The 17,108-nt window shown below is 66.2% G+C and carries 5 protein-coding genes; 4 read left to right on the top strand and 1 reads right to left on the bottom strand.

All coding sequences use genetic code 11. From position 1 onward, the window contains the following. The first annotated feature begins 8 nt into the window (after positions 1–8). From ACESL8_RS00070 to ACESL8_RS00055, 4 genes are read left to right on the top strand one after another with little or no spacing between them, the layout of a single operon-like run. Entirely contained in the window at positions 9–10,421 is a 10,413-nt protein-coding gene (locus ACESL8_RS00070) for a hypothetical protein (RefSeq protein WP_372914618.1), read from the top strand. Continuing rightward, positions 10,421–13,615 carry a CHAT domain-containing protein gene (locus tag ACESL8_RS00065; protein WP_372914620.1) on the top strand — a complete coding sequence of 1,065 codons (3,195 nt, stop codon included), beginning with the start codon at positions 10,421–10,423 and terminating at the stop codon, positions 13,613–13,615. The genes ACESL8_RS00070 and ACESL8_RS00065 overlap by 1 nt, the downstream gene beginning before the upstream one ends. A 6-nt stretch (positions 13,616–13,621) precedes the next feature. Next, positions 13,622–15,598: a CHASE2 domain-containing protein gene (locus tag ACESL8_RS00060; RefSeq protein WP_372914616.1), complete on the top strand. Its 1,977-nt coding sequence runs from the start codon at positions 13,622–13,624 to the stop codon at positions 15,596–15,598. Between the two features lie 19 nt (positions 15,599–15,617). Further along, positions 15,618–16,283, top strand: coding sequence for a hypothetical protein (locus ACESL8_RS00055; protein ID WP_372914614.1), 666 nt, complete (start codon positions 15,618–15,620; stop codon positions 16,281–16,283). 19 nt (positions 16,284–16,302) lie between these two features. On the opposite strand, the gene ACESL8_RS00050 is transcribed toward ACESL8_RS00055, so the two are convergent. Beyond that, positions 16,303–17,108, bottom strand: an 806-nt coding sequence (locus ACESL8_RS00050; protein WP_372914612.1) for an aspartyl protease family protein, incomplete at its 5' end; no start/stop codon positions are given.

The following is a 17,108-nucleotide window of genomic DNA, read 5'->3' as shown; positions in this document are numbered from 1 at the left end:
TGCAGGTATTGGCGGGCGGCAGTGGTTCGGGCGGACAGGGCGGCACCCCCGGGCTGGGCGGCGCTGGCGGCGCGGCCGGCTTCAATCCAGGCCCGCCGCCGGTCACCGGCCAGCCGGGTCAGGCCGGCGCCAATGGCTTTTTTGGCGGGCAAGGGCTCATATCGATTCCCGGCCTTACTGCGGGCGCGGCCCTTCGGGTGCTGCTGTTCAACGCCAACTTCACGGCGCAGGGCATCGATCTTTCGGCCGATGTGTCCGGCCCGGAATCCGCCTTTGGCGGCCAGGCTGGCGATGCGCAAGCCGGGTCCGCCGAATTGGTGATTTCGGGCGGCCCAACGTCGCTGGGCTATATCCGCCTCAGTGCAATTGGCACGGGCGGGCAATCCTTGTCTGGCATTGCCGGATCAGGGCGCGGCGGCAGTGTGATCTTCCGTGTGCTCGGCGGCGCCGATGTGACACTGGGCGGCCGCATCGCACCGCTGCAGCTGGTTGCCGATGGCTATGGTGGCGATGCCTTCGATGGCGGGCTGGGCGGCAGCGGTTTTGGTGGCAGCATCGTTACGCAGGTGAACAATGCCCGCCTGCAGGTGAACGGCACTGCCATGATGGCGGCCGACGCCTTTACCGGCAACCAGGGCGATTCCGCCCGGGCTGTCGCCGGCACACTTGATTTGCGCTTCGAAGACGGCAGCACCGTCGGTGTGACCGGTCAACTCGTGTTGGTGGCCGATGCCACAGGTCCGATTGCCAACGGTGGTCAAGTGGCCATCAACGGTCTGGGTAACGGTAGTCTGACGGTGGATGGCGGTGTCGAGCTCGAGGCGCGCGCCGCCATGCGCCAAGGTTTTCCAGATGGGCCCACGTCGGGCGGCACCATCCAGATCAACACCCAAGACGGTAACAGCCTGAACATTGGCGGCCAGCTGACAGCCAATGCCTCGGCCGGGTCGTTCACCCCGGTGTTTGATGCCGTAATGGCTGGCGGCTCGATCGCCTGGAGCCATCGCGGCACGGCAAGTGTTGGCGGCGCCGTTTCCCTGCTCGCCAGCGCGACCTTCAATGAAAGCGCCGGCGGCAATGCCGAGGGCGGCAATGTGCTGTTGTCGGCGGGTTCGGGCAGCTTGTCGTTTGGTGATCTGTCGGTGCGGGTCGATGCCAATGCAGGCACTGCGACCGGCGGGCGGGTCCCGGGCGCTTTTGGGGGCACCGTAACGCTCAACACGGATGCCGGGGCCACGCTCGCCGCCACGGGCTTTGTCAACCTGTCAGCCAATGCGCGCGGCAGTTGCGGCAGTGACGGTGAGGGCGGCGACGCCCAAGGCGGAAACATCAACATCAGCAGTGCCGGCAGCCTGACGATGAACATCGCCGACGGCAATCTTCTGATCGAAGCCATCGGCTATGGCGGCAGCAGCACCGTCGATGCGGGCGGCACCGGCCGCGGCGGCATTGCCGCCGTATCGGTGGCTGCTGGCGGCGATTTGATTATAACAGGCCAAACGCAGTCTGCGCTCGATGTGCTGATCTTTGGTGTCGGCGGCAACTCTGCGCTGCAGGGCGGCAGTGGCTTTGGCGGCGCCATCACGCTTGCCTCCGCTGGCACATTGTCGTTGCCATCAGGCTTGACGCTGGCCGCCGGCGGCACGGGCGGCACGGGCGGCACGGGCGGCACGGGCGGCAACGGCGCCGTTTCGGGCAACGGCAGTGGCGGTACCATCGGCGTCGTGATTGGCGGCGGGCTGTCCAGCTTTGCCGGCGACGTTGTGCTTGATGTCAACGCCACTGTGCCTGGTGGTACGGTGCGCGGTGATGGCACGGGCGGGTCGGCTTCGGTGGCCGTGAATGGCGGCACGCTGGACGTGGCCGGGTCGTTGATCGTGCTCGCTAACGGGGCCGGTACGCGGAACTTGGGCGGCGCCATCGGCATTACGGTGTCCGGCGGCCTGTTGAATGCGGGCAACGGCGCCGACTTGCAGGCTCACAGCGTCAACAACACGCTGTCGGCGGACGCCGTGATCGACGCTGGCGACATAAAAGTGACGGTTGGTGCAGCTGGCGAATTGCGTGTGTTGCGGTTTCTGTCGATTGATACGTTCGCCACGGGCATATCGCCCTTGTTCAACACGACGGCCAACGCCGGCACCATCGCCATTTTGTCGGCCGGCACGGTTGCCTTGGGCGGGCTGCGCGCCAACGCCAGTGCCGTTTGGCAATCGCCAATGCAGGAAGGCGGCGCGTCGATTGGCGGCTCGGCCACGCTGACTGTCACTGGCGGCAGTTTTACAACCACGGAACTGCTGCTGACGGCCAGTGCCGTTGGCGGCAATAATCCGGGCGGCGGGGCCGGCGCCGCTACCGGCGGGTTTGCGCGGCTGTTGACCACGGGCAATCCGTTTGTCTCGGTTGCCGGATCGGCCGAAATCGCTGCGAGTGCGCGCGCCGGCCAAAGCGACTTCGGCGCCGGCGGCGAAGCGTTGGGCGGGCGCGCCCATCTTGATATGCAGAATGGCGGCACGTTGCTGGTAGCCGGCTCGCTCACCCTGGATGCGTTCACCCGCGCGGGCGACGGCGCCACCGGCGGTAATGCCACGGCATTCGACAATGGCGATGGCGGGCCGCCAGCGGTGTTTCTGCGGCTTGGCACCGGCAGCACCCCTAACGATCAGGGCATCCAGGTTGGCGCCAACCTGATTCTCGAGGGCCGCGCATCTGCCGGGAACAGCACCGATGGCATCGGGGGCACCGCGCGCGGCGGACTGCTGTCGTTGGTGGTCGCTTCGGGCAATGTTTCGGCCCAAACATTCTTCATGGGCGCAACCGCCATCGGCGGTGCCGGCAACATCGGCGGCAATGCTCGTTCAGGGCGGATGTTCCAGCGGATCAACAACGCCAACGTGACGGTTCAGGGCAATACGCAGTTCGAATTCGATGCCATCGCCGGCAACGGCGTGTTCGGGACGGGTTCGCTCGGCGGCGAAGCAATCATCGGCCAGTCGGTGTTCACCATGTCCTCGCTTGAGGCTGGCACTGGGGCGTCGTTCACTGCCGCCAATCTGTTGATCCTTGCCCGTGCTGTCGGAGGCGCTGGCGGCAGCAGTGAAATCGGCGGCGGCGCCGGCGGCAATGCGTTCGGCAGCGATCCGAACCTGGCAAACGCTTCGTTGGTGATTGGCATGCAGCCGGCGCGTTCCGCCTTCACCGTCGGCCAGCTGATTGTTGACAACAGCGCTCGTGGCGGCGCGGGCGGTGAAGGCCTGGCCGGCAGCAACGGCGGCGCCGGCGGCACAGCGACACGCGGATTTACCAACATCGGGGTGATCAGCGGCCCGGTCACGCCAACCGCAAACCAGTCCACCGCCAATCTGGGCGATGTGACGATTTTTGCACGCAACATCGGCGGCGATGGTGGCAGCGCCACCCCTGGCGGGCTTGGCGGGCGCGGCGGCGATGCGGTTGGCGGCGCGGCAATCGTCTTGAACCGCGGCGGCATACTCACCGCCAGCAGTATTTCGATCGACGTGGCAGGGGAGGGCGGCTCGGGCGGTTCCGCCACGGCCGGCGATCTGGGTGCCGGCAATGGCACCGGCGGCGACGGCGGCTTGCTGGCCACGCCGCACTTTACGGCGGCGCTGCCGGGGCAGACGACGATTGCGGGCGCAGTCACCGTCAACGCCAGCGGAGCCGGCGGCAATGCAATCGCCGGTGGCGGCGATGGCCGCGGCGGCATGGCGCGCATCGAATTGAAACGCCACGAAGCAGCCGGAGCGGCAGCCGCGGCGGTGTCGGGCAGTTTGACGATTTCCGGCAACGTCCAGCTTGAATCGTCGGCGCGCGGCGGTAGCGGCATCGGCACCGGCAGCGGCGGCAACGGGTTTGGCGGCACCAGCCTGTTGTTCACTCAGGCCGGCACCAGTCAGTTGAGCGGCTTGACCGATCTGCTGTCGATCGGCGGCGGCGGCCAGGGGCAGAACGGGGTGTTGACCGGCAACGGCAACGGCGGGCAGGCGCAAGTAACGCTTGACGGCGGCTCGATGACGATCAGTGGGAATCTGTTTGCCGCTGTACGCGGCCAGTTCGGCGAAGCCTCCGGCGGCGACGTTCGTCTGACAACCACCGCCGCGGGCGGCTCGCTGCTGATCGATGGCGGAAATGTCACGTTGATGGCGAACGCCATATCGGGTGACGGATTCGAATTCGGGCCTGCGCAAGACGCGTTTGGCGGTGGCGTCATCATCAATGTCGGGGCCGGCAGCCTGATGCGAGTGCAGCGACCGGGTGCCGATGGCACGCTTACGATATCGGCCGATGCCGAGGTGCGGAACACCAACCAGTTTTCCACATCTGACTCTTATGGCGGTGGCATCACCATCACTGCCGATGGCCGGCTAGAGATGTACGGCGGTGCCGGTGACCTGACTCTCAGCGCCACGTCGCGGGCCGGTGCAGGCGGGGCCTTGCTGCCGGGCGGCGAAGCTTTTGGCGGCGGGATCAACATTACGGCAAACCCCACCGGTTCCATCCTGTTCGACGCCGAAGGACAGTTGTTCGGCGTGGTCACCAACAGTTATGGCGGCGATTCCGGCGTGCGGAGCGGCGCTGGCGGCGGCAGCGGCATCAGGATCGACGCCCTTGGCGGCACGATCACCGTGGCCGGCGCAACGTCTATTCAGGCTGATGGTTTTGCCGGCAATGGCGCGCCGGGCGGCGATGGAACAGCCGGCGGTGTACGGTTGAATTTCGATGCTGGAGGCACGCTGGCGTTTGGTGGCGCGCTGTCGTTCAGCGCACGCGGCAGCGGCGTCAATGCCGATGGCGGCTTTGTTGGGATCGCCAGCGTCGGCGGCGGCACGATGACCGTAGCCGGCGATCTCAACGCTGATCTCAACTCATTTTACACCACAAACGCCGACAATATTGAACTTTTCGGCGGATCCATGCGCATCGAGACCGCAGTAAGCAGCGTGTTCACCGTGGCGGGCGGCATCAATCTGTCCGCAAATGCCATCTCCCAGGGATTAGGCAACAACGCACTGCTGTTCGGTGGCGGTTTGCAGTGGAACCACCGCGGAACGGCCACGATTCAGGGCGCCATCAGCGCTGCAGTGCGCGCCGAGTTCACCGACGGGACTGTGGGTGCCGCGGCTGGCGGTCTTGTCAGCATCACCGCACTTACGGGCGTCTTGACGATGGGCAGGCTTGATTTGTCGGCGGCCGCGAACGCCGGGTTTGGGGCTCCGTCTGTCGCCACCGGCGGACGTCTGGAGATCGGCACGATCGCGGGCACCCAGTTCAACATCAACGGCGGCGCGGTTTTCAATGCCGAAGCGCTGGGCAGCACCGGCTCCGGTGGCGTCGCCGGCGGCGACGGCCAGGGCGGCAGCATCCGGATCGCAAACGCCGGCATCATGCGGCTGACGATGGGCGATTCCAGCCTCGCGATGGTGGTGGATGGCACCGGCGGTGACAGCTCTGGCGGGCAGGCCGGTGTGGGCCGCGGCGGCAGCATTCAACTGACCAACGAAGCGGGCGGCAGTCTGATCATGACCACAGCTGCGTTCCAGGTGGGAGCCAGCGCGCGTGGCCGGGGCGGCGACAGCTCCAATGGCGGGGTTGGCGGCGGCGCGGCGGGCGGTAGCATAGCGGTATCCAACGCCGGCTTTTTCGAAATTTCGACTGGTCTGAGTTTGAATGCGGACGCGCGCAGTGGGGACGGGCTTGGTGCTGGTGACGCCGTCGGCGGGGCCGTCAGTCTTGCTCAGTCAGACGGATTCTACGGTTTGCGCGGCGAACTGCGGCTGGAAGCCGAAAGCAACGGCGGTTCAAACCAAAACGCAGGCAACGGCATCGGCGGCACGCTGGATGTGAATGTGACCGGCGGCACGCTGGATATGGCGCGCGGAGGGTTGACGATGCTGGCTGGCAGCAACGGCCTCAACGCCGCCGGCGGCACCATCAGAATATTCAGCGGCAGCCGGATAAACGTGGCAAACGGCATCGATCTGCAAGTCGATAGTCGCGGCGGACATTCCAGCTCGGAAGCCTTCATGCTGGGCGGCAACATTGCCATCGACGTTATTGCCGGCGGCCGGTTGCAGGCGGGCGGGCGCCTGAATGCCGACGCATCGACCGAGACCGATCAGGTGATCGCCGGGCAGGCGCGTGCCGGCACCATCGCGCTCAATTCGGCGGGCACTGTTGTGATCGGGACCGATGCCGAATTCCGCGCGCAGGTGGGCCATGACGGCATTGCGCAGACGGCTGGGCTTTCCACTGGCGGTGATATTACCGTCACTCTCACCGGCGGCACCATGACGGCCGTCAATCTGCGGCTTGCTGCTGATGCGGTCGGCATGGATTCGTTCAATGATGGCGGTGCCAGCACCAGCGGCAATTTGCTGGTCGCACTCAGCGGCGGCGCGCAAATGGACCTGAGTGCCGATCTGCTGCTGGATGCAGGCAGCTATGGCGGCTCAGCTCAAGGCACTGGCAACGGCGGGTTGAGCACCGCCGGTACGGCGCGCGTTACTGTGAATGTAGCTGGCACCCAGATCACCGCCCGAACGGGCCGCTTCTTCCTTGAAAATAGCGGTGGCATCGCCCAGGCGGGGCAGGGCGGTGACGCCCTTGGCGGCGTGGCGGAATTGCTGATCAGCGGCGGCGGCGCGGCGGTGCTGGCCGGGCTGGATATGGTTGGTGAATCGTTTGGCGGCAGCACCTTCTCCGACGGCACCCGCCCCGCAGGCTCGGCGACGGCAAGCACATTGCGCGCGGTGGTCGATGGGGCCAGTGGCGGCACGTTGACGCTTGGCGGCGCGTCATTCGATGGCGACACATTTGGTGGTGATGTGGTCGGTAACGGCGGCGCCGGCGGCGCGGCCAGCGGCGGCATCATTCAAATCGGTTCAACGGGCAATGGCGGCACCGTTAATATCGGCAACCTGAATGTGTCGTCCTATGCAAAGGGCGGTTACGGCGGCGGAGGCGCAACGCCCGGCAATGGCGGCGCGGGGCAAGGCGGAAGCGTTGCAATCGGGATGGGCCGCGATGCGTCTTCAGCGACGCCGGGCAGCTTCACGGCCACGTCGGTTGACGTGTTCACCGGCGGCCTAGGCGGTTCTGCCGGCGATGTGGGCGCCCGGTCTGGCGCGGCCGACGGCGGCAGCATCCGCATGATCATCAATGGCGCCAGCGGCATCGTAACAGGCGGTGTGCGGCTGCAAACCTACGCCGAGGTGCACGATTTCGGCGTTCCCGCCGCAGCCATTGGCGGGCGTATCGAACTGGGCGTAACCGATGCCGGCGATGGTTCGGCCGCAGGCACGCTGACGATCGGCGGCACGACCGATCTTTCGCACAGAACCATCAATCCCGTCGGTCCGCTCACGCCCGGTGTGCTGCGCGTGTCTGCCACTGGCACCGGCAGCCGATTGGCGCTGCTCGATGTGTTTACGGCCAGCAACACGGTGACTGGCGCCGCGGTGCCCGGCTTCGCAGACCGGTCGGGAATTGTGGCGGGCGTGGGCGCGCGCATCGATTTCACCGGCAACGTGCAATTCACCAGCGACGGCGATATCGGCTTCAACGATGGCGGCACAATTACCGCCACTGGCGAGATGTTCATATCGTCCGGCGGCCGCGTGCTGGCGGCGTTCGGCGTGCCCACCCCCGGTGCCACCGGGCTGGTGGTAACGCCCAAGCTGGAGATTTCGGCCAACGGCGACCTTGAGCTGGCATCGGGCACCACCGGCAGCGGCGATGTGATTCTGACCAGCATCACCGGCGAAGTGCGGGTAGGCACCATCGATGCCAACCGCGATATCACCCTCAGCGGCGTTGGCGGCGTCAGCTTCACCAGCCTGCGCGCCGATCGCACGCTTGGCGTGCTCAGCAACGTCGCCATCAACGGCGGCAGCGCCAGCGCCGGCGGCCGCCTGATCGTGCAATCCGATGGCAGCATCGCTGTTGGCGTATTGGATTCGGGCACGATCGATCCGGCCGCAGGCGAAACTGCCAACGTGTTTGTGCGCGGGCTGGGGCCGGTGACCACCGGCGCGGTGGCGAGTGCGGGCGATATCGGCCTGCTGGCGCAAGGGACGCTGGCCAGTGGCAGTCTGCAAAGCGGGCGTGATGTGGTGCTGCTGGCGGGCGGGACGATCACCACCGGCGGTATCGGAGCGCCAGCGTCGGGCCGGGTGCGCTTTGGCGACTTTGCCCAGCGCAGCCTGATCGTTCTATCAAACGGCTTGCCGGATTACACCGCGCTGTTCGCTGCGGCCCCGACGGCCGTATCGGGCAACATCACGGTGGCCGGCGGCGTCACGGCCGGGCTGTTCGAAGCGCGGACGGCGGGCGTGCTGCGCACCGACGGCGCGATCAATGCGGCGCTTGGCGCCGTATTGAACGGCGGCAGCCTGCGCCTGGGCAGCGCCACCACCCAGGGTTTCCTCGAGCTCGTGTCGGTGGACAGTGTGGTGCTGGGGGATCTGGCGTCGCCGGGCCTGCTGTCGGTAACCAGCAACGGCAGCATCACCGTCGGCAACGTTGTCGCCGGCCAATCGCTGGTGCTGTCGGCAACGCAGTCGGGTTCATCGCTCACCGCGGGCAACGTGCGCTCGGGGTCGGATATCAGGCTGTCGTCGGCAACCACGTTGACCACTGGCAGCCTTTCGGCGGGCAACCGCGTGTTTCTCACTTCCGGCGGCAATCTGGTGACCGGTGCTATCGATGCCGGCACCGTGACCCCATCGGAAGGTGCGACCGGCGTGCTGTTTGCCACGTCGCCGGGCACGATCCGCACTGGAGATACAAACGTTTCGGGCAGCGCTACGCTGTCGGGCGTGCAGGGCGTGAACACTGGTGAGGTCCGGGCCACGAAGGGAATTGCGCTGCTGGATACCGGCGGTGTCACGACCGGCTCGTTGATCACCTCGCAGCAGGGTTTTGTGTATATTTCCAACCATCTGCAATTGCCGCAGATCACCTTCGATCAGGCCGGCAATCCGGTCTTCACCGCGCTGCTGGCGGCGGTACCGCAGCGTCTAGATGGGTTGATCCTGATCGGTGGCGCTGTGAACACTGGGCAATTTGTGGCGGCAGCGACAGGCAGCTTCACCGCGAGCAACATCAACGCACAGATAAAGGTGCTTGTGGATGTGGGCGGGCTGGCGGCTCTTCGCGGCTCGATCTCGTCGCCAGAGGTCGTAATCCGCTCGTCAGATCTCGATATCGGCACCGAAGTTGGCATCGGCCGGCCTGACGGCAGTGTGCGGCTGGTGGCTGACAGCTCGGTAAGCACGATGAATCTGGGCACCCCGGGGGCGCCGGGCACCGGCATCTACAATCTGTCGGACGCTGAATTGCGCGCGGTGCGGGCCGGCAATGTGTTGGTGGAACAGCCGAACGGTGCGATGACGGTGGCGGGGCTGGAACTGCCATCGGCCGTCCCGGTGGGCAGCAGCACCGATTTCACGCTGGGCGGCAGCCTTGGCACCGGCGCTGCGAACGGCACCCCGGTTCCGGCCGGCTTGACACTGGCCAGCAGCGGCACACTGCAGGTGACCGGCGCAGTGCGGATGGGGCAGGCGCAGGCGGCCAACAGACTGACATTGTTCTCGGGCACGCGTATCGAAGTGGTACAAGACAGCGGCAGCATCCAGTTGGGGCTCGATTCCGAAAATCCGGCGAGCACGCTCACGCTTGCGGCACCGCAAGTGCGGGTGGCTACTGCGGCGCTGCTGTCGCAGATCGCCGCCGGCACGCTGACTGGCGATGCGCGGACGACTGCGCTGAATGCGCCGCTCACGAGGGGCGGCAGTGTCGTGGGTCGAATCGGCGCGGGCACGATCCAGATCAGAGCGTCAAGCGACGTGCTGATCCAGAACAGCGGGGCTGCAACGCAAAACGCGGGCTTCACCGCGGGTGCCGGCGGGCTGGCCGTGGCGCGCACCGGCACGGCACTTGTCGATGTGGTGATCAACGGGCGTATCAAACGCCCTGACAACAGTTTTGCCGCCAACCGTGACACGCTGGCGTTGGTGCGGTTCGATCCGGGTGCCAGCATCCTTACGGCGAACAGCGCGGTGAATAGCTGTCTGGTCACGACGGGCTGCCTTCTCCCCAACCCCAACCCGGAGCCGGAGCCGGAGCCGGAGCCGGAGCCGGAACCTGCTCCGGAGCTGACGCAGCCGATCGTGACAATCGTCAACAATATCCAAGAGCTGACTCCCGAGCAGGAAGAGAAGCGCGAAGCCGCAGAGGCAGCGACCGAGAAACTGCCCATCGTCCTGCTGCAGCGGCTGATCGATTTCAGCCCGCTGTTCGTCGATCCCGATACCACCGATCCGGTGACCAGCGGCGGCAACCCGGCGCTGTGGATGGATCCAATGCCAAGAGGCGTACGTGCACCGGGAGGGCTGAAGTGATGCGCCGGACCATCTTCCTGATGCTGCTGGCCTGCGCCGTGGCCGCGCCGCCGGCCATCGCCGCCGACAGCCTGTCGTTGATCGACAGTTTCCGCATCGGCAATGCCGGCGTGCTGTGCTCGGCGCAAAGCCAAGCGGCTGATCCGGCGTTGAAGGGTCTGTTTGATCGTGGTTATCGCATCATCTGCCGTGACGCGGCCGCGTCGGTCGGCAGTCTTTACGTGCTGCGCAGTGGGGCGCCGGCCTTGCCGGCCGGATGCCCGGTGCCGGCCGCTGCCAGCTTGCCGGGCTTGCCCGGCGTGCAGGTGTCGCGCTGCACCATCGATGGTCTGGGCCATGTGCGCTACCAGGTGACACGCGGGCGCGCGCTGTTTGTGGCCGATGGCCTTGCCGGCTATGGTTCGGCGCTGGAATTGGGGCTGCAATCGCTGCTGGCCGATGCGCCGGTGCTGGGCACGGTCGAAGTGGCGGCGACCGAGGCCGGCGATCCGGCGGCCTTTGCCCGCCTGCAGGCAGGCAACCTCGAACCGGCCCAGGCGCTGGCAGAGGCTTACACGCGCAACAATTCCGCCAGCTATGCCGAATCGGCGGAATTTTTCGATCTGCTGGTCGAACGCAGCCGTCAGGGTGCGCCCGGCTTTACCCGCGGCGCCGAATATCTGGCCAATCAGGGTCTGCAGCAATCCAACCTGACGAATTTTGCCGAGGCGGACCGGCTGTTTGCGCGTGCCGGCCAGGCGCTGGATGCCAGCGATCCTGTGGCCAGCCGTTTGCTGCGCAATCACCGGGCGCAGCATCTGCTCAATCAGCGCCGCAACAGCCAGGCGCTGGAAATGCTGGGCCGCGCTGTCGGCGGCAATGTCGGCACCACCGATGCCAGCCGTTTGGCCAGCGGCTTCATCGACATGCCGATGTCGCAACGGCTCAACATCGACGATGCCGCGATGCGCGCGCTGGGAGCGGGCAGCGCCGCGCTCACGCTGGACGAACGGGTGGCGATCTTGGATGCTCAGGCGCAGTATCTGGCTGCCGCCGCGCGCGCTGGGCTGGGGGAACTGCCCGCAGCCGATGCCGCGCTAGCCGACGCCCAGAACCGGTTAAGCCGGCTGCGCGGCGGCCGCGTGCTGTCGATTCTGTGGCTGCGTGCCGCCGTGGCCAACGAAGTGGCGCGTGTGGGTGAACGGCTGGGCAAGCCAACCAACGCCCGCGCCGGGCTTGAGCAGGCGGTGGCACTGACCGAGGCGCAATTCCCACAAAGCGCTGCGCTTTTGGCCGCGCAAGCCCAGCTGGCGGCGCTGTTGTCGCGCCAGGGCGATGCTGCCGGTTCAGCTCGCTTGTTCCGCGCCGTCATCAAGGCTGCGCCGGAAACGCCCGGGGCTGGCCAGGTGCTGCGGCCGCTGATGGGGTCGTGGTTTGCCCAGTTGGCCGATCAAGGTGATGCCGCAGCGGCAGCCGATCTGTTTGACGCGGCGCAAATACTCGTGCGTCCCGGCGTGGCCCAAACTCAGGCCGTACTGGCACGCGAATTGTCGGGCGGCAGCGACGAGGCGGCGGCTTTGTTCCGCCAGTCGATCACTCTGTCGCGCGATGTCGTGCGCACCGAAGGCGATGTCGCCCGGTTGGCGCAGATCGAAACGCCAACGGTGGTCGAACAGGAACAGCTCACTGTTCTTCGGGTCAAGCTGGCCCAATTGGGCCGCGACCAGACGGCGGTGCTGGCCAGATTGGCCGAGTTCCCGCGCTTTCGCAGCATCAGCAACAGCACGGTCACGCTGGCCGCACTGCAGCGGGCGCTGAAAGCGGACGAAAGCTATTACAAGCTGATCCTGCTGGGCGAGGAAGCCTATGCCATCACCATCGGCCGCGAAGGCGCAGCGGTGGTCAAGGTGGCGGCCACCGCCAGCGAATTGGGGCTGATGGTGAAGTCCATCCGCGATTCAGTGGTGCTGTTCGAAAATGGCCGGCCCACCACCTATCCGTTCGACGCGGCCGCAGCACGCCGGCTGTATGGCCTGCTCACTGGCCCAGGCGATGGCAAGGCGGCAAAACTGGTGCTGGCCAGCCGCCACCTGGTGGTGGAGCCCGATGGCGCGCTGCTGCAATTGCCGTTCAACCTGCTGGTGACGGCCGATGACCGATTGGCAGATTATCAGGCGCGGCAGGACGATCCCAACGCCGATCCCTGCGATGCCCGCGGCATCGCCTGGCTGGGCCGGGACCGCATGATTTCCACTGCCACGTCGGCGCGCGCGTTTATCGATGTACGCGGCCTTGCCGGCAGCCGGGCGGCCAATGCTTATCTGGGCCTGGGCCAGAACAGCGTGCCGGCCGGGGCTGTTCCGGCCACCCTGCCGCCGGCTCCGCTGCCGGCCCCGCCGCGCGTGAAGAGCGGCAAGGGGGGCAGCAAGATGGCGCTTACCAGCACAGTGCGCGGCGCCGGTGCCGACAGCGGCGGCGGTTTCGGCTTCGCTGCGCCGGCAACACCGATCCCGGTCAGCAGCCTGCCGCCGCGCGGCGATTGCGATTGGCCACTGGCGGAATGGAGCCGGCCGATCTCGTCAGCCGAACTGTTGCTGGCGGCTGATCTGCTCAAGGCCGGCGGTTCCCGGGTGAGCACCGGCGATGCCTTCACCGACACCGGGCTGATGGAGCGCAAGGACCTCAAGGATTACCGCGTCATCCATTTCGCCACCCACGGGCTGGTGACGGCGCCGCGCCCGGAATGCCCGGCGCGCCCGGCGCTGCTGACGAGCTTTGGCGGGCCGCAAACCGATGGCCTGCTCAGCTTCCGTGACATCTTCGATCTCAGCCTCGACGCCGACACCATCATCCTTTCGGCCTGCGATACGGCCGGCGCCGCCACGGCTTCGGCCACGCGCGAAGCGGGCATCACCACCGGCGGCAATTTTGCTCTGGATGGCCTGGTGCGCGCGTTTGTGGGGGCCGGCGCTCGCGCCGTGATTGCCAGCCATTGGCCGGTGCCTGACAGTTTCGATGCCACCAAAACACTGATCACCGGCCTGTTTGCCGATGCCGGCGAGGTGAGCGTGGGGGAAGCGCTGCGCCGCAGCCAGGTGAAGATGATGGACGTCGCCGAAACCTCGCATCCTTATTACTGGTCGGGCTTTGCCATCATCGGGGATGCGGCCAAGCCGCTGATGAGCAACCGGGCAGGCAACCATGTGGGCCGCTGAGACTCCGTGAGGGCGGGCCTGGCCAATTTGAAGCGGGCCATCGGCCTTGCTGGCCCGATGCGTCTGCTGGTGACGGGTTTCGTGCTGGTGCTGGCCCTGCTGATTGGCCGCTATAGTTGGAACATGCCTTTCACATTGGCGGCGGAGCGTGGCCTTTATGACGTGCGGGTCGATCTGAGCGCACCGCGCATCGATCAGGATAATCGCATCGTACTGGTGGTTTTCACCGAAGAAACGCTGGCTGCCACCGGCAAGCGGTCGCCGCTCGATCGCACCATGTTGGCCCGCGCGCTGGCCAATCTCGACACGCTGGGGCCGCGTGCCATCGGCGTCGATATTCTGATCGACCAGCCGCAACCCGAAGACCCGGTGCTGACCAAGGCGCTGCTTGGCATGAAGACGCCGACCTATTTCGGCTTTTCCAGCAATACCGAAAACGCTGAATATGTGATGCCGTGGCAGGAAGCACACATGCGCGGCTTTTTCGACAATGTTGCCAGCGCGCCGGTGCGCACCGCCAATATCCGACTGGATGTCGACAGCGACAACAGCTGGCGGCAATGGCCCAATCCGGCACGGCATCCGCCCAAATTGCTGGTCAACGCCATCACCGGCGTAAAGGGCTATGAAAATTACCGGGGCTCGGCGATTTTCCGCAAGCCGCTGCTGGCGGATCGGCCGGTGTTTGCCTCGCTGCCAGTCGATCTGTTCGGCGATCCCGATACGGCAGCGGCGCTGAAAGACGCGATTGCCGGCAAGATCGTGCTGGTGGGCGCCGATCTGCCGGAGGCTGACCGTTTCATCACACCCTTCACCCGGATTTCCGGCACCACCACGCCGGGGGTGGAACTGCACGCCGTGCTGATTGCACAGGCGCTGGACGGCACGCGGCTGGTTCAGTTGGCGCCTGCCGTGCTGTGGGGGCTGGCGGTGCTGGCGGTGGCACTGGGGGCGTTGACTGGCGGTTTTGACCTCGGCGCGCGCGTGCTGGTGCCGTCTGTGCTTGGCGGAATCGCCCTTCTTGGCTGGCTGCCTTACGGCCTGCAGGCGCAGGGCTTTGATACCTATGGCCTGCCCTGCGCCGGCCTTGGTGTGGCGTGGCTGCTGGCGCTGATAGCGGCAAGCACCACGGCCCGCATCGTTGGTGCTGACCAGCGCAAGTTTGCGCAGGGCGCGCTGGGCAAATATCTGCCGCGCGACGTGGCCGAACAGATCCTGCGCGACCCGCAACGCCTGGCCCTGAGCGGCGAGCGCCGGCCGGTCTTCGCGCTGTTCACCGATATCGAAGGCTTCACATCGATGTGCCAAAGCCAGCCGCCGGAGGTGGTGGCGTCGACGCTGAACGAATATCTCGATACGATGAGCGACGTGGTGCTGAAGCATGGCGGCACCATCGACAAGTTCGTGGCTGATGCGGTGGTCGCTTTCTGGGGCGCGCCGCTGGCGAGGCCCGACGACGCCGCCCGAGCCTTGGCTTGCGCGGTGGAAATGGCCCAGGCTGGTGAATTCTTCAAGGTGGCTGTGGAAGGCCGGCCGGCAATGGGCCGAACCCGGGTCGGCATGCACTGGGGCGATGTGGTTGTGGGCAATTTCGGCGGAGAGGGCCGCATCCAGTATACGGCGCTGGGCGATTCGATGAACGTTGCCGCACGGTTGGAAGGCGCCAACAAAACACTGAAAACCGCAGCACTGGTGAGCCTTGAAGCCGCCGAGCAGATGGGGCTGGAGAATTTCCGGGCGATGGGCCGGGTGCGCGTGCGCGGCCGCCAGAAACCGATTGAGGTGTATGAACCGATCGGCGCGGGCAATGCCGTGGATGACAAGGTGCTGGCGGGGCTTTGTGCCGCGTTTGAACGCGGCGACGTCAGCGCGCTCGATGCACTAAGGGCGCGTTCAGATGTTGCGCCGCAAGACATGGCGCTCGCGTATCTGCTACAAAGGATGGAACAGGTGGGACCCGGAGGTGTTTATGATCTCGATTAAGCCTATTGTAGCTGTGTTGTTGGGGTTTGCAGCCACTTCAGCGCTGGCTGGCCCGCTGGTGGTGCGTGCCGCCGGCCCGTCGGCTGCGCAGTTCAAGCCCGGCCAGCGCCTGGCCGATGCGCCGGTTATGCTGAAGGCCGGCGATTCGATCGTCGTGCTGGATACCAAGGGAACGCGCAGTTTCTCCGGCCCCGGCACCTTCAGCCTGACGGCGGCCAGCGTCGAAGCGCAGCAGATCGCCTTTTCGGACCTGCTGGTGCAAAAGCCGGCCCGCCGTGCCCGCATCGGGGCGGTGCGTTCTGCCGGGCAGGATCAGGGCCCGCCAACCCCGCCGGGCGTGTGGGCGCTGGATACCCGCCAGTCTGACACGGTGTGCGCGCTGGATCCGGCCAATATCGCGCTGTGGCGGGCCGATACCACGGCTGCACAAACCTACAACATCACCCGCGATGATGGTGTGACCGCCTCGCTCACGTTCGGCCCCGGCCAGGCGCTGGCCAATCTGCCGGCGGCGGTGGCCGGCAAGTTGGGCACGCTGAAGATCAGCGGCGGCAAGTCGCCGGTGACGTTGAACGTCAAGCAGGTGGCGGCGCCTGCCGATGTCGAGGCGCTGGGCACCGCGCTGGTGGATGCCGGCTGCCAGAGCCAGTTTCAGCGGCTGGCGATCAACACGTTTCAAGACTGAGCGGCGGCGGGGGTGCGCTTCACCGCAAGGTGAAACGCACCTTGCGGTTGCCGAAATCCAGAGCGACGCGGCGAAAGCTGGCGAGCAGATCTGATCCCAGGAAAATTGCTGGCTGATCCTGCAGCCCAAACAGCGCGAACGGCGGCGCATCGGCAAAAGCCACCACGACGTTGTTCAGAACCAGCCCGCCGATCCGCACGTTGTCGAGCACCATGGCTTCGGCCTTGAGCACCTGACCCGTTACCGACAGCAGTTCGATATCGATCATCCTCGATGGGCGGCGGGTGCCGAACAGGCGTTCACGCAAGGCGCGATTGCCCAGCGTGATTTCACTGCCGGTATCGATCACGGCCGACACGGCGCGGTCGCTCACCGATGCCTGGGTGATGATCAACTGGCCCTTGCGGCGGCGGGCGGTGACCACGATCTCCTGACCGCTGGCGACAAATGGAGTGCGCGAATCCTGCACGGTAATGGTGCGCTTGTCGAAATCGAACAGCAGCCGCTGATCGGCCAGCGCATCAATGCCGATCAGGCCATCGGCCCCCAGGTCCCGGGACGACAGCGCCGGGGCGGTAATCGGCCCGATTTCCGATTTGCCGAGCGTGAGCATCGCCACTTCGACGGTGGCCACGGTGCGCGCGCCGGCCATGCCCTGCACCCGCACCATTTCACCTGCAGGCAGCTTGAGCCGGGCAGCAAGGCCGTCGCTCACCACCGAACGATCGGCACCTGAATCGACCAGAAACCGATGCGGGCCGGTATCGTTCACCCTCACATCGATGAACATGCGCTTTTTCAGCTGCTCAGCTTCCAACGCATCGC

It is taken from the genome of Sandarakinorhabdus sp., assembly GCF_041689835.1.
GTDB lineage: Bacteria > Pseudomonadota > Alphaproteobacteria > Sphingomonadales > Sphingomonadaceae > Sandarakinorhabdus.
Note: the sequence above shows the minus strand (reverse complement) of the source record. Positions and strands in the feature narration are given on the sequence as shown.